Source organism: Paenibacillus nuruki (assembly GCF_963311185.1).
Lineage (GTDB): Bacteria > Bacillota > Bacilli > Paenibacillales > Paenibacillaceae > Saccharibacillus > Saccharibacillus nuruki.
The window spans coordinates 271,809-293,426 of the sequence record NZ_OY725677.1 but is presented as its reverse complement, the minus strand read 5'-3'; the positions used below and the strand labels follow the sequence as shown (position 1 = coordinate 293,426).

Sequence of the window (21,618 nt, the reverse complement as noted above, 5' to 3'; positions counted from 1 at the left end):
TTTGTATATCCATTTTATATTATTCATATAGAGGTTTGATTGGAGATACATGGTATTAATGCGTCACCGAAGATTGGAAGTCATCTTTACTTCCTTTATTCGCATGATAAAATATCACATCACCATCTTGAAGCTCAAATGTAAATCTCCACGGATCATTGAACTGCTTTTGAAATCCTTCCAGTTGCCATTGATTCATAAGTGGCGCATGGATGTACTGAAGATGTGGATGTTCCAGATCTCCATTCTGAATCGTTTCGATATTAAAATTAACAACGATATAGCCATCACTTAGAAAAATAGAAGAATGATCATCCAACCCTTTTGGAGTATTTATCGCAGATATAGATGAATGCTTAGACTCTGTTGTTAAAGATGGATTGTTGGAACGATTGGTAGACGTTGACCCTGTTACATCTTGCAAACGAGTTCCTTGCTTCACGACATATACATCAGCAGGCAGACTATATTCACCGTACCATTTCTGCACAGCTGCTAATGAACGCATCGTATTATTGCCTTCAGGTAGATGTTGCTGTGGCCCTATCAATGTACGTAAAGGCTGAGTCAGTAACAATTGAGTGAACTTGCCTATATTGACTTTGCGCTTAGCACTAGCATCTGCAAACATAGCAATTGCTTCTTCTGAATTAGCAGGTAATGACTTCGTCGTATGTTGTGTAAATGAAGCGGGTGTATCTGTATTATTGTTACTATGGCTTAATTTTTGCGCGATTGCTTGGATCTGTTCAGCTGTAATTTCCCACGAGATTCCCGTTTGATTAACCCAGATGGATTCGGCTACTCTTTCGATCAGGGCTGTCCAGAAATGATTGGATTGTTGTTGGTCTACGATTGATCCATTAGACTCCGAGCTACTAATTGGTTCAGTTGATTGTTGTAATAATCGATCATACATATAAAGAGCCGTATTTTGGAGTTCTTCAGCAGTTACTTTTCGCAAAGGATCATTCAAAATCGTATACCGTTGTACTTGGTCTTGCGCCGATCCTATTTGAATAAAGTTTTCACTCGCATTCGAATAATATAAATCGACTGGAAACGGCTTTCCACCCTGACGAGAAACATAACTGAATGAAGGTGTAATTCGAATACTATCCTGTGCTCCAAACATATTGCCTTTGGTTTTGAGATCGAATTTGAAATGATAACCGGTTTTGACCGCTAAGTTGCGATAAATAGGATGACTTCCTTGACGAACAGGCAGTATATAAGGAGCCGTAGTTCCTCGCGTTTCACCATCTATTCCTTTATCACCAACCCAATAAGAAGCTGACTGAGGAATGTCTAAGTTCTTCCACGGTGCAAATACAATCTGCCAGTTATAATCAGCAATATCGGTAATATGAAAATCGTAGACACGTCCAATCACATCAACAGGAACACTTTCTACAGCGACATGATTGTCTAGAGTCACATTAGCGTTATGTTGAACTGTAAAAGCAGCAGGTGCATTTTCAGCAATGGTACGAAATAAAATATCATACTTGCCTTCATCTACCCATACCGGCAAAAAGAAAGATGTATCCAATTGATTTACCGGTATATCTATCCATGTATGTTTAGGAATAAATGTGGTCTGTTCGTTGTTATATACATCAAAAGGAAACTGTACTTGTTTGGTACGCATATATTTCGCATAATCTCGATTTCCATAGCCCGGATAATTTGTATGCTGTCCACTCGTTGGAATCCGAACAGAGAAAGGACGATCTAATATAAGCGCAGAACGATATAGATCCGGAATTGTTTTCTGATTATGTGATTGATCATCCGCTACCAATGAATAGTTGACGACAGGTGTATGTACAGTCACCGTATTGATACCTTGGATCGGCTTTTGAATAGGAGTATAGTTTCCTTTACCACCTTCCATTATGGTGTAAAAAACGGTTCCTGTACTTTGAGTATCTTTCCGATTCACTTTTGTTTTTTCAATTCGATTTCCACTTTTATAAAGAACATTACGTCCGATCATGGACGGGATAGGCATAGTGTTCGGTGTTGGTGTAGACACTGTTTTTTCTTGAGCATCCATAATCAATTGTCCTACAACAATAAGCTTATCATTATGCACTTGAATATCAGGAACTTCTTTTTCTGCAAATCGGTTTAAATCTTCTGTAGGTACAGAAGGTGCTGACTTTTGCCGTCCTCCATTAAGTGAAGAAGAAGGGGCATCTGCTTTAACCGATTCTGGCTTTGTAAATCCTCCTGTATATTCTGCCTGATAGGATGGCGGACGATATCCATTTGGAGTGAGAGTAATTTTCCCATTAGGTAACGCATAATTCGCAAGTTCCGCTTGCGACAATTGGTACATCGCTAATGATGGAATCGTCCAATATGAATAAGGTCGGGTAATCGTATAATTTTTAGTTACTTTTTTATCATCGCTTTTCCAATCGGAATCCCAATACCGATTGCCATTGCTTCGTTCTTTATATTTTCCTGCATCCCATTTACGATGATAGACTTTGGTAATCGGTACTTTAAAATCACATGTTCCCGTCATTTGCGTAAATGTTGCATCATATAAATATTCACGAGATAGAACATTCCCATATAAATCTTCAGAAGTGGGAATCCCTTGAGCGACATCAAATGTTTCCTGATCTCGTTTGTCTGCTTTGATCACGCCAGTAGGTGTCGGGTCTATATAAGCAGGATGTAACGTATTACTGACAGCAGGTATAGTACAAATTACGCCTGCATCGGGTTCTTCTGACCCGTTACAATCGACCACATGCACCGTAAACGTATCTTGTACGTCTAAAGCTTGTTCGGTATCTACAAAATGCGCTGTAATCTCTGTACTTCCAATAGTTCCCGTAGGTGTGAGTACACCATTTTTACCTATCGTCGCAATACTTGAGTCTGAACTTGCCCATGATAATGAAGGATGGGATTGCAAGCTATATGTAGTTTCATCCATCTTGGTTAATGTAGCTTCTGCTTGTATGGGTGATGTATCAGTCGTACATATTTCATTTGGCAAATCTATCGTAATTCTTGCTCCGCCCTCTCCAACAATAACCTCTGCTGTATCGGAGATCAGATACTCTTCTTTTTTCCATATCGCTCGAATCGTCACTTTGCCTTCACTAACAGCAGTCACCAACCCAGTTGTCGGATTGACTGTAGCAATCGACTCATCCGAAGACCACCATTTCAGTTCGTCTGTTCTAGAAGTGATATCAATGTAATTGCCCCATGTATCACTTCCAATACTTTTAGTACGAATAGATGCTTTAAGTTGCTTCGTATCATTAATTTGCAAAACAGAATCTGGATCAACTTCAATTTCTTTTTCTTCTATTAAATCTCCCTGCCAAATAATATCGACAGGAGTATCATAGCCTACTGTTACTTTAGAACAGTTGCCGGAGGGTCTGTTCATGAAAACATCATACATACTATAGTTTAAATCGCCGCCAGTTTTAGTTTCTATTTTAGCTTTTGTTGCAGAAGTAATAATAGGTTCTCCTACTTTTTCAAATGTACCTTGAGGATGGAATAATACAGATTCTAATTTGATATTTTTCACCCAATTACTTAGTACGGTATTATCTTTATACTTTTTCCATTCAGTAGGAGGCCATTTAGCTAAGTCAATTTCATCGGGTATAGTTGTTTTTTGAGGCAAAGGAACTTTGCAAGTGCCTGTCATTGGAGTATTAGTAGTTTTCCCATTAGAATGATCTGCATTAAAAGAACCATCATCTAATTGATACCAATAAACTCCAGGAGTTCCAGTTCTCAAAATTGAAGAAATTTCGCTTACTACTTTTTGAGTTTTAGGAGGCACAGATTCAGCCGCAAAACTTTTATTTTCTTCAATTGAAAATGAAAAAAATGAGAATATAGAAATTAAAATTACTATACTAAAAATTATAAAACTAAAATATTGAGTCAGCATTTTAAAAGACAACTCTTTACACCACCGTTGATCTAATTAATTTTCAAACTGAACTTTAGTGCCATCATCTACTTTTAAAGAATATCCAACTCCTGAAGCATTGATATTAGATTCAGTCCAAAATGTTGTAGTTTTACCTTTTGTATCAAAATTGCTAGAGTTCATAGATATAGTATTAATTCCCATTTTTTTAATATAGTCAAAATCAGAAATTCTATTTATTCTAATTACACCATTTGTTAAACCATTATTGAACGTATTCATATTTGAAATAGCGTACTCTATATTTGAAGTAAACGTTATATCTGCATACGTCAAAAACAATCCTTTTTGATAAGATTTTAACCCTTTTTGTGGATCAATAAATAAATCAGAATATACACTTCTAGGTTTGCTATTACGAGCATCAATAACAATATAATGATGTAATTTCAAGGAAGCTGACTTATTGCTTAAAGTCATTTTCGCATCCATAATCTTTCCAAAATCGCCTTCAGTGTATTTATAATTCGAGATCGTCAACAAATTAGTCCCTGTTGTCCCTACCTCTCTCATTTCATTCAGATCAGCATACTTACTGGCTTCTTGACCTTCAACATCGATATATCTTAATAAAATAGCAGCAACTTCTGCACGGGTTGTCGGTTCTTCGGGTTGTAATGAACCGTCTGCAAATCCGCCTACAATCCCTGTACCTCTAACAAGAGCAAGATAAGGAATTTGAGCTTTAGCAATTTTACCTTTTGTCGCTTCTGGTGTAGGCAATAATGTATTTTGAGTATCTTCAAAGGCTTGCTTAAAGCTGGCATTGGACTGCACTAATCCATTGCTCATCCATTTCATCATTTCTAAGCGCGTTAACTCTGTATTAGGCTTGAATCCATTTGGATAATCACTGTTATTAATAAAACCAAGTGCTGATAATCTAGTGACTGCACTTTCTGCCCAATGCCCTTTCATGTCTTTGAAAGATGAATCACCCGTTTCGCTTCCAAGCTTGGTTGCTCTTGTTAATAGTGAAGCATATTCAGCACGTGTTACTTTGGCATTAGGACGAAAAGTACCATCTTGATAACCTTGAACAAGTCCCATAGCATACGCTTTGGCAATTGTAGCTTCTGCCCAGTGTCCTTTGACATCTTTAAAATTCCCTGAGGAGCTGGCTGCGTAAGCCACAGAATGGGGTTGGGATGCTGTAGACGAATGTAACAGCGGCTCTGAATAAGTGATGCCTGCACAGACGATAGATGTTGCCAAAACAGATACTATTAATTTTTTCATATAAGTTATTCCTCTATTCATCAATTTTTAGGTATTTAAACCTAATTTTTGTACCACAAGCATCATTATATGGGATAAATAGGATTCTTCCAAGTACTTATTTAGTTAGCAAATAATCAGCTATACCAAGAATTAAACACAAAAAAGCGGACTACTCCCTTGAATAAGGAATAATCCGCGTGCTTCGCGATATTATAGGTATTAAGACATAGTTTTCTTTTGGCAAGAATATCATATCTATTCTCACCTGTAAATAACTTTATGATTATCCGATTGATACCGCAGCAGAATCGCCTTCTATCGGTTGGTCTTCAGATGATCCAGAGGCTGGCTGAATTACAATCTGCAATTCGTTATCCACCACACTCACTACAACAGTCGATCCTTCTGACGCTTCACCAGCAATCATTGCACGAGCAACTTTGGTTTCTAACGCTCGCTGAATAAACCGTTTGAGGGGTCTTGCACCATATGCAGGATCAAAACCTTGTTCAGCGATTAGATTCACGGCTTCATCGGTCAATTGTAGTGTAATCTGACGATCATTTAGGCGTGCTTGCAAATGCTCGACCAATTTACGAACGATCTGTCCAATTTCAGCTAAGCTTAATGGTTTGAACAACACAATATCATCGACACGATTTAGAAATTCAGGGCGGAAATGATGACCGAGTTCACGCATCACATGTCCACGTACCGTCTCGCTCCACTCTCCATTTGTATCTAATCCACTAACCAGATGAGCAGAACCAATATTAGAAGTCATAATAACGATCGTATTTTTAAAATCCACTACTCGTCCTTGCGAATCGGTTAATCGTCCATCGTCTAGTAATTGCAATAAAATATTGAATACATCTGGATGAGCTTTCTCCACTTCATCCAACAGCAATACTGAATATGGTTGACGACGTACAGCTTCTGTTAACTGACCGCCTTCTTCATAACCGATATATCCTGGTGGCGCTCCGACCAGACGAGAAACGCTATGTTTCTCCATATATTCTGACATGTCAATTCGAATCATACCGTCTTCACGATCAAATAAAGAAGCAGCGATCGATTTGGCAAGTTCAGTTTTCCCTACTCCTGTCGGTCCAAGGAATAAAAAAGAACCTATTGGACGATTCGGGTCTTTAATCCCTGCGCGCGAACGAATAACAGCATCAGCAACCAATTGTACAGCTTCATCTTGACCAACTACACGCTCATGCAGACTGTCTTCTAATCGTAATAACTTGTCTCGCTCTCCTTCAACCAGACGACTCACTGGAATACCCGTCCAGCGAGAAACGATATCTGAAATTTCTTCTTCAGTGACAGCTTCACGTAATAAACGATTGTCTTGATCTTGATAAGCTTCTTCTTCGGCTTGTTTCAATTGACGTTCCAGATCTGGAATAATCCCATAACTGAGTTCAGCTGATTTGTTCAAATCATATTCTTCTTGTGCTTCTAATAGATCATTGCGTGCTTGCTCTAAATTCTTTTTGAGATCCCGTACGATTTGAATCGCTGACTTTTCTTTTTCCCAACGTGCTGTCATTTCTAATTGTTTTTCTTTAAGATCTGCAAGTTCACGTTGTAAATGCTCTAATCGACGTTGACTGGCGTCATCGGTTTCTTTAGTCAGTGCTGCTTCTTCGATCTCAATCTGCATAATACGACGTGTGACTTCATCCATTTCACTTGGCATCGAATCGATCTCTGTACGAATCATCGCACACGCTTCATCAATTAGATCAATGGCTTTATCTGGTAAAAAACGATCTGAAATATAACGATCTGATAACACACCCGCTGCTACAATCGCACTATCATGAATTTTAACACCATGATGTACTTCAAATCGTTCTTTTAAGCCACGTAAAATAGAGATCGTATCTTCAACATTGGGCTCATGTACAAGTACCTGTTGGAAACGACGCTCCAAAGCTGGATCTTTCTCGATATAATTGCGATATTCATCCAGTGTGGTTGCACCAATACAATGAAGTTCTCCACGTGCCAACATCGGTTTGAGCATATTACCTGCATCCATGGAGCCTTCTGTTTTCCCTGCTCCAACAATCGTATGCAATTCATCAATAAATAAGATAATCCGTCCATCACTTTCACGAATTTCTTTGAGTACTGCTTGCAGACGTTCTTCAAATTCACCCCGATACTTCGCACCAGCAACGAGTGCACTCATATCTAATGAAAAGATCGTTTTGTCTTTCAGCCCTTCCGGTACGTCTTTACGAACAATTCGGTGAGCTAGACCTTCTACGATGGCTGTTTTACCGACACCTGGTTCACCGATTAATACCGGATTGTTTTTGGTTTTACGCGATAAAATACGAATCACACGGCGAATCTCTGCATCCCGTCCGATCACTGGATCGACTTTGCCACTACGCACTTCTGCCACAAGATCACGACCGTATTTTTGCAACACTTCATAAGTGGCTTCCGGTTCACGACTGGTTACCCGTTGATGACCTCGTATTTCAGCCAATGCTGCTAATAAAGGATCACGTGTTAATCCTTGTTGTTCTAGCATTTTGCGTATCTCTTGATTCTCACGATCATTTCCCGATAAGATAGCCAGTACAGCATGTTCTACCGCTACAAATTCATCTTGCATCTTATTGGCTTCTTGCTCGGCTTGATCTAACACAGATAATAAAGCAGGTGATGCATAACGACGCACTGCCCCAGAAGACCCGCTAATGGTTGGTTTGCGACGCAATAATTCGTTATTCAGTCTGGTTACTTCTGACAATGAAATATTCATCTTTTGCAATAATCGAGGTAATAAACCTTCTGATTGTTCTAGTAATGCTTTTAACAGATGAGTCGTATCAATCTCTTGATGCCCCATCGTTGAAGCAATGGATTGTGAAGAAGCGACAGCTTCTTGAAGCTTTTGAGTCAGCTTATTATAATCCATTGTGAACTCCTCCTTAGTTATTTTTGATTTGAGGCTGGAACGGGTTAAATTCTGCTAATTGACGATACAACTTACGTTCTTGCTCGTCGATATCATTAATTTCAGGAATAATCATTTCGATACGGATGAGTACATCACCATAGTTATGTTTATCTTTGCTTAATCCTTTGCCTGATAGTCGCAAGGTGTGACCAGTCTGTGTGCCAGCAGGTATTTTAAGGCGAACTGTAGATTGATCAGGTAAACGTACAGGTATATCTCCACCGAAAATCGCTTGCCATGGTGCTATTTGAGCCACTGCAACAAGGTTACTTTCTTCTATCATATACATGGAATGATGTACAATATGGAAACTAATCAATAATTCTTCGTTCGGATCAAGTCCATTGCTACCATTGCCACGGATTTTTAAAGTACTATTATTTTTGATACGGACAGGCAGTTTAAGTTGAATCGACTTCCCACTAACCCGTACAGAGATACGATCTCCCCGGTAGGCTTGTTCTAATGTAATATCTAGATTGGCACGTAACGTTTGAGTGATATTTCCCATACCCATCCCTTGACCACCGGTACGACTATTGAAAAACATATCGAATAGGTCTTCATCAGGAAAACCTGCATTATCAAAACTATCAAAATTGTAAGCTCGACCTGCGTTATTTTCACGGGTTGAATATGCGGTATTCGCTCTTGTACGACGAGCAGGATTTTCTTGAGCATATAGTTGTTGATCATATTGTTCTTTTTTAGAGGTATGACTTAACGTTTCATAAGCTTCTGCAATTTCTTTAAATTTACTTTCCGCTTCTGTTGCTTTATTAACATCAGGATGCCATTTCTTAGCTAGTTGTTGATATGCTTTTTTAACCTCTTTGGATGAAGATTCGCGATTAACCCCTAGAATCTTATAGTAATCTTTGACCATAGGTTCTCCCCCTTTCCTGTAGCTCTAATCTTTCTATTTATTAACGTACTTTACAGGAAAATAAGCGGAATGGCTTCTTTTTACTTAAAAAAGGTGCATCATAGCTGTTTAATCTACAATGCACCTCTAGATATACAATTATTTTACAGCTAACCTGCGAATGATGCGACCTTTATTCAGAAGACGTTTGCTGTCCGTCTTCAAGTCGAGCTGTAGAGGAACTTCCATCATCAATCTGAATTCGTCGTCCTTCAGAGCGCTGTTTTTTCGGAATAGTTAGTAACAATATCCCATCTTTCAGAGTGGCTTGAATCTGATCTTCTTCAATATCTTGTACATAAAATCTCCGGACATATTCTCCATAACGACGTTCTTTACGCACTATACGTTGATCTGTATTTTCTTCTTGGCGTTCTTGTTGTTGAACAGCTTTGATCATCAGATAAGGAGCGGCATAATCAATGTCGATATTCTCTTTTTGCAAACCAGGCAATTCGGCTTCAACTAGATACGCTTTTTCATTTTCTCGAATATCCGTACGGAAGGACAAGGTCGATCCTTTGAACGGAGTTAACAAATCATCTTCAAATACATCTTGAAAAGATTTCATCCATTGACTCAACATATCCTCACGACGTTTACCAAAAGGAACTAAATCAAACATATACAATCTCCTCCTTAAATGATTTTAACTGCTTTTGATGTGTTTGACTTTGTTTGACCTTATGTCTTTATTATAGTTATGACCTTGGATTTGATCAAAATTGATTATAGACAAAATAAGTTCATTTAGATCGATTTTCAGGTCTTTTTTATATTAAAATTCTTGTTTTCAACTTCTTTAGCGATTTTGACCTATTTTGACCTTTTATTTAAAAAGAAATAATTTCCAGCAAAAAAAGACTGTTTCTTGTCTATCTCGAAACAGTCTTTTAGCAATATATCTATACTTTATCCGAAATGTTTCTGCACAAATTCCATCGTTTTACGTTGATGATATGGACTCACCATATGCCCATCAAACGGATACAAGCACATTTCTTTTTCCGAATGAATCCGGTTATAGACAGCATAGACCGTTTCAGGCATACAGACCGTATCTTTAAGACCACATGAGATCAAGATAGGCACCTGAATACGATCAGCTAGATTAATCATATCAAAATAACTCAACGTCTCTAACACTTGATCCAAATGCTCAGGATAACGACTTACCAATTGAGCAGCTTCACGTAGTGAACTTTCTGAATTTAAGATCCCAAAGTCCATATGACTCATATTCGGAATATTAGCGACAGCAATCACTGGAATATCACTAAGTGCAGACGTGATCAGTGCCAGCCCACCACCTTGACTGCTTCCGTAGACAGCAATCTTGGTATGATCTACATCGGCTTGCTGAGCTACCCATTCTATCGCTTTAAGTGCATCCACCGTAATCGCTCGATAATAGAAGTGATCTTTGTCCAACAATCCTTGAGACAACCAACCACTACTCATCCCAAAATCAGAATTCAAATGATTGCCTGTATCTCCACCCTGACCGCGAATATCAATCGCGAATACCGCATAACCCATCGCTGTCCAGTGTGCATAATCTTCAGGATACCCTTTGTTCATCGTATACCCGTGGAACATAACGATACAAGGTATCGGTTGCCCTTTTTGATCGGCAGGACGTACATAAATGCCATGTAAAGGCGTATCGTCAAACCCTTCATAGATCACTTGATACGATTCAATAGCTTTCATCGGTGTCACTTGCTTCGTTTGCTGTGCATGTAAAGGCTTATCTTTAAATTGCTGTAATGTGTATTGCCAAAAATCAGCTAAATCAGATTGTGCTGTGTGCATCGGGGCATATTGTTCCAATTCACGGACTCGTCTAGCAATCGCATGATTTTTCATCATAATGACTCCTTTGTAGGTCTAAACTTTCATTTATTCGTTAAGCTTTACAATCCATCCTGTAATCAAGCGGAAAAAGAAACTAAAAATAGCCGCTGGAATCAGTGCAGTTACAAGTGTAATCAATACACCTAGAAAAGTAACACCATCTGGATTATTTTTCACTTCTAATACAGTCAACAAAATCGCCATAATCACATACCAGGTAATAAAATCAGATATTCTAAAATTATTTTTGATCGTATTGATCAATTTCATGCTCATCCCTCTTCATCTGCATATATAATCCATCATTTGAATGCTATCAATAATACAGATGAAATACAACAATTTACCGCATATCAGCAAACTTTTTACCGATCGGGGTTGTGATGCCATCGATTGTGGTTGAATTTTTCTGCTTACGATACTGTTCCAATTGTTCTTCGCCTTTATTGCCTGCCCAATCTATTAATGTATTTCGTTCACCTTCATACGTATAGAAAGGGATACTATACCCGCAAGAAGTCTGCACCCGGTGAATATTCGATACAATAATCTGTCGATATCCGGGATGTAGATCAAATAGTGAGGCATATTGCTCCCATGCAGGATCATCAGGTAAAATAACTTGTCCATCTCCATACAAGCGTAGAATCTGGGGCTTGCCTTCCAAAGCAATAAACATATACGTCATTCGATTGTTATCTTGCAAATGCGCACTGGTCTCATTACCACTACCTGTCAGATCAAGATAAGCGACCTGATTAGGAGATAACATGCGAAATGAATCGTAGCCTTTAGGAGAAATATTGACATGACCGTCTACTCCAGCACTACCTACAAAAAACATCTTCTGTGCTTGAATAAAATTCGCATGCTCGGGAGAGATCGAATCAAATGCTTTAGCCATCATGAACATCCTCTCTATACATAGATGTGATTATTCTGATATAGACATATTATACTCTACTGAATTATAGTTTTTTGACAAACCCTGTGGATAACCCTGCAAAGCCCAATTTACGATAAAATTCATGTGCTCCTGTACGTTCATCACGATTACCACTATTTAGAGCTATCGCTTGAGCACCGACACTGCCTGCCCAACCTTCTGCCGCTTGTACTAAAGAATGTCCAATTCCTGCTCCGCGGTATTGCTCATTCACGACTAATGAACCGATACGTACATGTACACCATCTCGTTCAAATCGAAGTTCACGGATTAATCCAATCATCCCAACCACTTGCTCATCCACTTCAGCAACAAAGATTTGATAATCTTCATGTTGCTCTAAAGCATCCATTCTTATTTTAAAAACTTCTTCTGTCGTCGGATAACCTAATTGCTCCATTAACCCTACTAATGGCGTGATATCTTGCTGATGTGCTTCGCGAATAACAACCGTATGATTATTCATTATGACAAGCTCCTTTAGATAAATATGTATTTGTTAGCAGTTTAGCAGATACGATGAATGACCACAATAAATACACATTTCAGGTAAGAATGCGATAAGAATACTTATTTTCGTTTTCGTAAGTAGGTAAATTGGATAAAAGTAAAGTAGAGATATAGCGTACATCGTAGCGCTTAGAACGTTAAGCCCCTATTTTATACCGACAACTATACAAAATGGTGGAAAACACTTTTAACAACGAACATATAATCAGCTTGCAGATGGAGGAACAACGATGATACGCAAATGGTGGAAAGAAAATGCTATTTATCAGATTTATCCAAGAAGTTTCAAAGATTCTAACGGTGATGGTATCGGTGATTTTCAAGGAATTATTTCCAAACTAGATTATCTGCAAGAGTTAGGGATCGGTGCGATCTGGCTATGTCCGATCTATGAATCTCCTAATTTTGATAACGGATACGATATTAGCGATTTTCAAGCGATTATGAAAGATTTTGGAACGATGCAAGATTTCGACGAATTTATGCGAGAAGCTCATGAACGTGGAATCAAAGTCGTGCTGGATATGGTGCTGAATCATACATCCGATAAGCATGATTGGTTTGTAGAATCACGTTCTTCTATCGATAATCCGAAGCGCGATTATTATATCTGGCGCAAAGGGAAAAATGGCGGTTATCCGAATAACTGGGAATCTTACTTTAGTGGATCGGTCTGGGAATATGATCAAGAAACTGAAGAATATTATATGCATCTCTATGCTCGTCAACAACCCGATCTTAATTGGGAAAATAAAGAAGTCGTCAACGAACTTCATGATATGATCCGCTGGTGGATGGACAAAGGGGTCGATGGATTCCGCTTGGATGCGATTGCTCATATTGTCAAAGCTGTTGGTCTCCCTGACGCAGATAATCCGCAAAACTTACCTGTAGTGCAAGCTTTTCAATTTTTCTCTAATCTCGAAAAAGTACACACCCTACTCAAAGACCTTAATCAACAGGTATTTGCAACTCGTGATCTAATGACTGTCGGCGAAACATCCGGTCTTGGCCCTGAACAAGCATTAGAATATGTAGGTAATGAACGTCATGAACTGGATATGGTATTCCAATTTGAGCATATGCATCTGGATTGTGTGGGTACAGGAAGTTCCAAATGGGTTGGACGAAGCTGGAACTTACTTGATATCAAAAAGATTATGAGTCACTGGCAGACCGTTCTTCATGGTAAAGGCTGGAATGCTAACTATTTCTCTAATCATGATCAACCCAGACATCTATCCCGATTCGGAAATACAGGCGAATATCGTAAACAATCTGCCAAAATGCTAGCCACTCTTATCCATTTACTGCAAGGAACGCCTTATATTTATCAAGGTGAAGAGATTGGGATGACGAATGCTAGCTTTGAACATATCGAAGATTATCGTGATGTAGAGACGATTAATTACTATAATATTTCGTTAAAAGAAGGCAAAACCGAAAAAGAAATTCTTCAAAATCTAGCTAGACGTAGTCGTGATAATGCCCGTACCCCTATGCAGTGGGACAACACAACCCATGCGGGTTTTACAGACGGTAATCCGTGGATTCAAGTGAATTCGAACTATACCGATATCAATGTTGAACAAGCATTGAATGATCCAGATTCGATCTTTTACTATTACAAAAACCTGATTGCTTTACGCAAAAAATATCCGGTCGTGATCTATGGTGATTATCGTTTACTATGCGCACTGCATCATCAAGTGTATTCATTTATACGCAGTTATGAAGGTACAGAACTGATGGTCATTATGAACTTCTTTGACGATGAACCCACATTTGAATTATCGGAGCGTATTAGTGATGAAGGTTGGGAATTGGTGTTGTCTAATTATGATGAGCATGAACATCATCATCTTCATTCGTTGCCATTGCGTCCATATGAGACCAGAGTATATTACAAAGACACCCCATCTGTATTGCCGAAAGCGGCTCAATAAATCTTAACTGCTACACGATCTACTTCATCTTAGATCATGTAGGTTCAAATTTTCATATTCAAATATTATAAATAAACAAGAGCGCCTTAGAAAATAGGCGCTCTTGTTTATTTCTCCAACAGTACACGATACCAATAACGATAGACTTCCTCAAATCCTAAACCTGCATATAACTGAATAGCCGCTTGATTATGTTCGCCCACTTGTAGATAGGTGTAACTTGCTCCATGTGATTGAGCCCATTTCATTAAATGATATAACATCATTTTGGCGATACCTTGACGACGATACGCAGCGCCTGTAATCACATCATAGATACCCATATAATCATGATCTAGCACACCGATAACACAAGCTACAGGTTGATCGGCTTGATATACAGTCATGTATGCTTTGGGCAATGTATTTACACTCATCAACTTGGCGATAGAATGTCCCACACTGTCAGGCCATTCTCCAAGTGCACTTGCTTGCTTAATCCATTCTTCACTCCACTGCTCTTGAATTGTATAGGTCAGTTGCGATAGTTTATCTGATCTGGACTCCTGGTACTGCTTATATTCTTCCTCTATTCCTGCTAATGATCTGCACTGCACACGGGTCTCATCTTGAATCTGATAATTTCGTAGGTGCAACTGTTGATCTAACTCTGATGGTTGGGTAAAAGGAGTCATCTTGAAGACCACAGGTAATCCTGCCTTATGATAATTCGCTTCACAACTCGCAATCTGATCTTCTAGTGTTACATTGGGATCAATATCTTCTAAAGTGCTGACTGAATTGGAACGTTTACTATATCCATCTGACAAGCGTATATTCCATCCTCCTACTTTTTTACTATGCAGTGCAGGCCAAGTCTGTAAAGAACTTTGTTCGATCTTTTTCCATAATGAATGCATGATTGACACTTCCTTTAGATCTGTATATTCAACATAAAAAATTACAAAATTTGTATCTTAGTACAAGTACGTTTATAATAAAGAAAGAAATTAATATGTAAATAAATATATAAAGGTGGAGGAATATGATGAATCAAGCTACCAAGAAATATGCCAACTACATTCCTATTCGAGAACTAGCGGCGATAGAAAGCCAGCTTTCTCCCTTTAACGTTTATGATGAAATGAGAGAACAGACTCCTGTTCGTTATGATGAAAATCGCAAATGTTGGGATATTTTTCGATATGAAGATGTACAATATGTACTTAAAAATCCGAAATTGTTCTCGTCCCAACGTAACCGTGCCAATGAAAGTATGTTAACTACGGATCCACCCAAACACAAACAATTACGTGATCTAGTCAATCAAGCATTTACTCCACGGGCGATCGAAGCACTGGCACCACGGATTCAAGAGATTGCTGATGATCTGTTAGCTCCTCATTTAGCTACAGGACAGATTCAGATGGTACATGATCTAGCTACACCCCTACCTGTGATCGTAATCGCTGAATTGATCGGTGTGCCTTCATCGGATCGTGAACGATTTAAAGAATGGTCTGATATTCAGGTCAAAGGTGCTAAAAATGATAGTGATGAAGCTTTTCAAGAGTTAATGGTTGAAAAGGCTAAAAATCATGAAGAATTGTCTTCGTACTTTATGAATATTATGGAGCAACGCCGTGTTCAACCAAAAGATGATTTGATATCGTTATTATTAGCAGCTGAAATTGATGGACAGAAATTAACAGACAAAGAAATCGTCGGTTTCTGTATTTTATTATTAGCAGCAGGTAATGAAACTACCACTAATCTGATTACCAATGCTGTCCGTATTCTGGCAGAACAACCTCAGTTGCAACAGCAATTGCGTGAACATCCTGAAATGATTCAGACCGCTGTAGAAGAAACTCTACGTTATTATCCACCAATTGTCGCTATTGGGCGTGTTGCCAAAGAAACCGTTGAATTAGGTGGACAAACAATTCAAGCCGGTGATCAAGTCATCTCATGGGTCGGCTCAGCCAATCGAGATGAACAGAAATTTGCGAACGCAGATTCATTTATTCCTGATCGCAAACCAAATCAACATATGGGATTCGGATTTGGAATCCACTTCTGTCTCGGTGCTCCGCTTGCTCGCTTAGAAGGCAGAGTTGTACTTCAGACCTTATTAAGTCATATGGATCAGATTCAATTGGTTCCTAATACACCACTACAACCGATTCAAAGTGCTTTTGTATTTGGAGTCAAAGAGTATCCTGTCACATTCACACCTCTACACGTTAACGAATAGAAGTCATTATATACGAAGAGCCACTTCAACGTCTACCTGACACGAAGTGGCTCTTTTTGTTGTTTCTACAAGTATGTAAACGGTTTAAAGTAAAACTTGCACACTTGTAACTATATAAGTTACAATCATTTCATCCATACAGGATAGACAATGTTTTTATACAAAGGAGTGTTATTCATGATGAAGAAAACAAGTACGTTAGCGATCAGCTTTACATTGGTATCTGCACTAGCAGTGACAGGAGTACATGCAAGTCCGCTTACAGGATCAAAAGATAATACATGCACTTCTTCTCCTACCCCAATGTCTTCCACCAGTGTTACAGCAGCTAGTGCGACAACAGCCAAGTCTACTGAAGCTCAACTGGCCAAAAATAAAAAGCTGGTACTCAACATGTACAAAGATGTTTTCAATGATCATGAATTGAACAAAACTAGCTTGTATATTGCTTCTAATTATAAGCAACATAATCCGTTAGCTGGTGACGGTCGCCAAGCTTTTGTGAAATTTTTTGGATCTTATCTGAAGCAGAATCCAAATTATAAATCCGAAGTCAAACGTATTATCGCTCAAAATGATCTAGTGGTTGTGCATAATCATGTGACAACAGGTGCGAAAGATCGTGGAAGTTCCGTAGTCGATATTTTCCGTATCAAAAACAATAAAATCGTCGAACACTGGGATGTTTTCCAACCGGTTCCTGAGAAATCAGCAAATACGAATACCATGTTCCCTGCTAAAGGCACACCGGTAGAAGTGACTCCTCTCAGTCCAAGTGAAGTCCAAGCCAATGCCAAAATGGTGCGAACTTTTTACGATGATCTATTCAACAAACATGATGTCTCTGTAATCAATAAATATGTTGCTGAAGATTATATTCAACATAATCCAAGTGTACCTACAGGCAGAGAACCTTTGAATCAATTCGCTTCTTTCTTGCAATCGAATAAAAGCAGCAGTAACAAAATTATTCGCGTGATTGCTGAAGGCGATATCGTTGTTCTGCATAGCTGGAGTCGTATGGATAAAAATGATCGTGGGTCTGCGGTTGTCGATATTTTCCGTGTAGCTAATGGTAAAATTGTAGAGCACTGGGACACTGTTCAAGCCGTCCCTGAGAAATCAGCAAATAAAAACACAATGTTTTAAATCATTAGGTTAAAAAGCTAGGAACACGCAAAAGCCACTTCAACGTATTCTATGTGATGTAGAATAGCGAAGTGGCTTTTGCGTGTATACATATCAGTATGTTTATCCTCACATCACTATAACCAATAAGTAAATTACTATTAATAGTTACAGCCTATAAACGAATAGGATATAGGTATTTGACGAACTATAGATTCAGACGTAAATTGATAATATCGTACTGGAAAGGATGAATATCATTTGATCATGAATCTGTTACACACGTTATACCAAGTTTTTTTACCGATTTCGCTACCTGTGATTGGTGGTATTCTACTCAAGCGCTTCCGCAATCTGGATAGCAAACCGATTGCTACGATGTCACTTTATGTATTAACGCCTGCGATTGTTTTTAATACGTTGCTACATGCGGATATTTCTTTAAATGATATCGGCACCACGATTAGTTTCTCTTTATTAAGCCTTGTATTGTTATGGGCAATTGCAATCGGTATGAGCCGTATCCTGAAATTAAATAAAGAAGAACAAGCAGGTCTGACCCTTATTTCTACATTTACGAATTGTGTGAATTATGGATTACCGTTGGTGTTGCTTGCTTTTGGACAATTGGGATTAGATAAAGCTTCTGTCTATGTTATCGGGCAAATGATTATTGTAAATACGGTAGGTGTGTTTTTTGCAGCTCGTTCTCAATTTTCCGTTAAGCAAGCAGGGTTGGCTATATTCCGTCTGCCTGCCATCTATGCCACACTGATTGCTGTGATCTTGAGAGTCACTGATATTGCGCTCCCTACTGCACTCGATTCAGGATTTGCGATGTTAGCTGCTGCCTATTCACCCGTCGCTCTTGTCGTGCTAGGTACACAAATGATCAGTGTAGGCTCTACAAGCGCTACAGTTACTGCTAACCAGACAACACAGTCTAGCAACAGAGCGTTCTGGGCAGGTCTAAGTATCCGTCTGCTGGTCGCTCCGTTGCTGTCATGGCTATTGTTAACATGGTTACAAGTAGAAGGGATATTATTTAGCGTCTTATTAATCTTGACCTCAATGCCAACAGCCGTTAATGCTGTTATTCTTGCAGGGCAATTCAATGCCGCACCTAAGCTTGTCTCACGTTGTATTCTCTGGACTACACTGGCTTCATTTATTCTAATGCCTGTATTGATTGTCTGGTTACAGTCCTAAGCTGATCCTGAGGATGGATAGATTTTATGAGTATCAATCGCAAAATACGGTTTTGTGCGGACTCTTCATACAATCAAACATTTTCAACATTTGCTCTTCTGTATTACGTTCAACCGATAAAGGTGGCAATTCATGCGCAGCAAAAAAGCCTACATCGGATGTCTCGTCACCTACAGTTGCTTCTCCACCGACAATACGGCACAAAATAAAAAACTTATACACATGCCACGGAGAAGGTGGGTGATTGTGAAAATTTTTGTCAGCCACACCAAGCAGACGTACCGCTTCTACTTCAAAGCCAGACTCTTCTCTAGTTTCTTTCACAGCGATCTGCTTGGGCGACAATCCGATATCTCCCCACCCACCCGGTAATGCCCATGCACCGTCCTGCTTTTCACGTACCATTAGTATTTTATCCTTTTGAAAAACAACCGCACGTATATCCACTTTCGGTGTAGCATAACCAGTTTCACTCGCAAAAAGTTCTTGTACTTTTTCTACTTCTACATCGGTGTACTGATGCATAATCTCTACACTAAGTGCGCGTAACTGTTCAAACCGTTCAATATCATACATGTCTTTAGAATATTCTAACCCTGCTTGACTGATTGCTTGAATTTGTTTGGCCCACTCTAGCCACTTTAATTGCATGATTATGCTCTCCTTTGATCAGCCACACTCTGTCCCTTTTAGTCTAATGCTTCAGCTTCAGACGGCAACAAATGCTGAGTACAATTGTATAATTCACAGCTCCATACATGATCTTCATTACAGTGTACAACAGTCATCGACATATTTTCCAGTCCATGCCATTTTGGTTCGTCAGATAGAATCTGATTCAGCACATGATTAAGTAGCACACCATGACTTACAATCAGAATACGTTCATTGGGATATAAGCTTACCAGTTCTTCCAGACAGCTCACCCCACGTGCCGCTCCTGATTCTGGTGTTTCCAGTCCAAGATCCTGACTTTTCCAATCTTCTCCCCAGCGTGCGATCCGATCAGCTTGAGTTGTACCTTCGATCAATCCTCCATCTAATTCACGTAGACGAGGATCCGAGCTAATCTGCAAATCTCCACCTTCTGCAATCGCTTGAGCCGTCTGCTGTGCACGAATCAGATCACTTACATAAATGCGATCCCAAGATTCAGTTTTGATGCGTTTGCCCAGTTGACGTGCTTGTTCCCAACCACCTTCATCCAGAGGAATATCTGAACTTCCCTGTGCTCTACCTTCTTTATTCCAAATGGTACTTCCGTGTCTTATTAATCCAAATGTAGTCATTCTTATTCCTCCATTCACGTACGTGTTCTATCTATTTTATCATTGTTAGGTGACGATTCGTAGGCTGATTTTAGATACGATACTGTCACATTTGATTCAAAGCATTGATTTCATGTGTTATATATGGCAATATAACGTAGCGCACTAAAGAGCTTTATTGTAAGATATTTTGCTTTGCAAAAATCACTTTTGATTGTACTATGGTCGCGCTTATACTACCAAGCGCTTATCGTAAGATATTTTGCTTTGCAAAAATCACTTTTGATTGTACTATGGTCGCGCTTATACTACCAAGCGCTTATTGTAAGATATTTTGCTTTGCAAAAATCACTTTTGATTGCACTATGGTCGCGCTTATACTGCCAAGCGCTTATCGTAAGATAGTTTGCTTTGCATCTTTATCGTTTTCCCGAATGTAGAAAGGGGTTCAACTTGATTATGGCCAATACAGTGTTTCGCCTGATGACCGAGTTATCTTCACGCAAGTGGGTTTCGCGGCTTACAGGAAGCTTCGCTAAATCACGGGCCAGCCGGAAATTTATCCCGAAATTTATTCAGGCATATCATATTCCAGCGGAAGAAGCAGAAAAAAATATACAAGATTATAATAGCCTTAATGAATTTTTCACACGTCGACTTCGTCCGGGTATGCGTCCGATTGATGCCGATCCAATGTCGCTTGTGAGTCCAGTGGATGCTGTGATTACAGCAATGGGTCCACTTCAGCATAATGTTATTCCTCAAGTGAAAGGCCAAGATTACTTACTGGAAGAACTACTTAATTATTCTCCACGTATGGAGTCATACAAAGACGGATATATGTTTGTGTTGTATTTAAGCCCAACCGATTACCATCGTATTCATTCACCCGTTACCGGTAGACAAACTGAATCAGAGCATATTCCGGGTAAAGTCTATCCTGTTAATGATAAAGGCATGACCTTTATGCGTTCTGTACTTAGTCGTAATGAACGATTAATTACGTATATGTCTCATGATTGTGGCGAAGTGGCTGTCGTCAAAGTAGGTGCATTAAATGTAAGTAGTATTCAATATGCTGATCCTGAACGCACCTCATGGCAAAAAGGTGATGAACTTGCTTATTTTGAATTTGGTTCTACCGTTGTGCTTCTGGTACAACAAGGAACATTTGTAGCTAATGAACAGTTACAGATTGGCAGCAAAGTCAAAATGGGTGAGAGTCTAGGTACATTAGTGGATCTACAAGCAACTCGACCGTATCGTCGTGTTGCACCTGAAAGTATAGGATCTATCAAAGAATAGGAATAGAAAGACAGCCCTGCTTGAAAGAATACTTTCAAATAGGGCTGTCTTTCTGTTATGCATCAACCAATAATGATTGAGATATGCTAT

General features: G+C 39.1%; 17 protein-coding genes. 5 read left to right on the top strand and 12 right to left on the bottom strand.

Annotation, left to right across the window (positions count from 1 at the left end; genetic code table 11):
• Positions 1-55: 55 nt before the first annotated feature.
• The 9 genes from RCP16_RS01475 to RCP16_RS01435 form a co-directional block, all read right to left on the bottom strand.
• Positions 56-3,784: a DUF5704 domain-containing protein gene (locus RCP16_RS01475; protein WP_308641489.1), complete on the bottom strand. Its 3,729-nt coding sequence runs from the start codon at positions 3,782-3,784 to the stop codon at positions 56-58.
• Positions 3,785-3,976: 192 nt separating this feature from the next.
• Positions 3,977-5,221 (bottom strand): S-layer homology domain-containing protein, encoded by a 1,245-nt coding sequence (locus tag RCP16_RS01470; RefSeq protein ID WP_308641488.1) that lies wholly within the window; start codon positions 5,219-5,221, stop codon positions 3,977-3,979.
• A gap of 265 nt (positions 5,222-5,486) precedes the next feature.
• Positions 5,487-8,156 carry an ATP-dependent chaperone ClpB gene (gene clpB, locus RCP16_RS01465; protein ID WP_308641487.1) on the bottom strand — a complete coding sequence of 890 codons (2,670 nt, stop codon included), beginning with the start codon at positions 8,154-8,156 and terminating at the stop codon, positions 5,487-5,489.
• 13 nt (positions 8,157-8,169) lie between these two features.
• Positions 8,170-9,084, bottom strand: a complete 915-nt coding sequence (locus RCP16_RS01460; RefSeq protein ID WP_308641486.1) for a DnaJ C-terminal domain-containing protein — start codon at positions 9,082-9,084, stop codon at positions 8,170-8,172.
• Between the two features lie 172 nt (positions 9,085-9,256).
• Entirely contained in the window at positions 9,257-9,748 is a 492-nt protein-coding gene (locus tag RCP16_RS01455) for an Hsp20/alpha crystallin family protein (protein ID WP_308641485.1), read from the bottom strand.
• Between the two features lie 287 nt (positions 9,749-10,035).
• The gene (locus RCP16_RS01450) at positions 10,036-10,995 is read right to left on the bottom strand and encodes an acetylxylan esterase (protein ID WP_308641484.1); all 960 of its coding nucleotides are present in this window, start codon (positions 10,993-10,995) and stop codon (positions 10,036-10,038) included.
• A 30-nt stretch (positions 10,996-11,025) separates the two neighbouring features.
• Positions 11,026-11,250, bottom strand: coding sequence for a hypothetical protein (locus RCP16_RS01445; RefSeq protein WP_069326287.1), 225 nt, complete (start codon positions 11,248-11,250; stop codon positions 11,026-11,028).
• Between the two features lie 73 nt (positions 11,251-11,323).
• Positions 11,324-11,884, bottom strand: a complete 561-nt coding sequence (locus RCP16_RS01440; protein ID WP_069326286.1) for a pyridoxamine 5'-phosphate oxidase family protein — start codon at positions 11,882-11,884, stop codon at positions 11,324-11,326.
• Between the two features lie 64 nt (positions 11,885-11,948).
• Positions 11,949-12,392 carry a GNAT family N-acetyltransferase gene (locus RCP16_RS01435; protein ID WP_069326285.1) on the bottom strand — a complete coding sequence of 148 codons (444 nt, stop codon included), beginning with the start codon at positions 12,390-12,392 and terminating at the stop codon, positions 11,949-11,951.
• 274 nt (positions 12,393-12,666) lie between these two features.
• On the opposite strand from RCP16_RS01435, the gene RCP16_RS01430 reads away from it, so the two are divergent.
• Complete coding sequence (locus tag RCP16_RS01430; RefSeq protein WP_069326284.1) at positions 12,667-14,382, top strand: glycoside hydrolase family 13 protein; 1,716 nt, start codon at positions 12,667-12,669, stop codon at positions 14,380-14,382.
• 107 nt (positions 14,383-14,489) lie between these two features.
• Here RCP16_RS01430 and RCP16_RS01425 read toward each other — a convergent pair whose 3' ends face one another.
• The gene (locus RCP16_RS01425; protein WP_308641483.1) at positions 14,490-15,281 is read right to left on the bottom strand and encodes a GNAT family N-acetyltransferase; all 792 of its coding nucleotides are present in this window, start codon (positions 15,279-15,281) and stop codon (positions 14,490-14,492) included.
• 128 nt (positions 15,282-15,409) lie between these two features.
• Here RCP16_RS01425 and RCP16_RS01420 point away from each other — a divergent pair, with 128 nt between their 5' ends.
• From RCP16_RS01420 to RCP16_RS01410, 3 genes are all read left to right on the top strand, one after another.
• Positions 15,410-16,618, top strand: coding sequence for a cytochrome P450 (locus RCP16_RS01420; protein WP_308642430.1), 1,209 nt, complete (start codon positions 15,410-15,412; stop codon positions 16,616-16,618).
• Between the two features lie 177 nt (positions 16,619-16,795).
• Positions 16,796-17,767, top strand: coding sequence for a nuclear transport factor 2 family protein (locus RCP16_RS01415; RefSeq protein ID WP_137223694.1), 972 nt, complete (start codon positions 16,796-16,798; stop codon positions 17,765-17,767).
• 240 nt (positions 17,768-18,007) lie between these two features.
• Positions 18,008-18,955, top strand: a complete 948-nt coding sequence (locus RCP16_RS01410; protein WP_308641482.1) for an AEC family transporter — start codon at positions 18,008-18,010, stop codon at positions 18,953-18,955.
• 33 nt (positions 18,956-18,988) lie between these two features.
• Here RCP16_RS01410 and RCP16_RS01405 read toward each other — a convergent pair whose 3' ends face one another.
• Together RCP16_RS01405 and RCP16_RS01400 are read right to left on the bottom strand one after the other, a co-directional pair.
• Positions 18,989-19,606, bottom strand: coding sequence for an NUDIX hydrolase (locus RCP16_RS01405; protein ID WP_069326278.1), 618 nt, complete (start codon positions 19,604-19,606; stop codon positions 18,989-18,991).
• Between the two features lie 38 nt (positions 19,607-19,644).
• A complete protein-coding gene (locus RCP16_RS01400) occupies positions 19,645-20,244 on the bottom strand; it encodes a histidine phosphatase family protein (RefSeq protein ID WP_069326277.1) in 600 nt (199 codons plus the stop codon).
• Between the two features lie 438 nt (positions 20,245-20,682).
• On the opposite strand from RCP16_RS01400, the gene asd reads away from it, so the two are divergent.
• Positions 20,683-21,528 (top strand): archaetidylserine decarboxylase, encoded by an 846-nt coding sequence (asd, locus tag RCP16_RS01395; RefSeq protein WP_137223700.1) that lies wholly within the window; start codon positions 20,683-20,685, stop codon positions 21,526-21,528.
• The last annotated feature ends 90 nt before the right edge of the window (positions 21,529-21,618 follow it).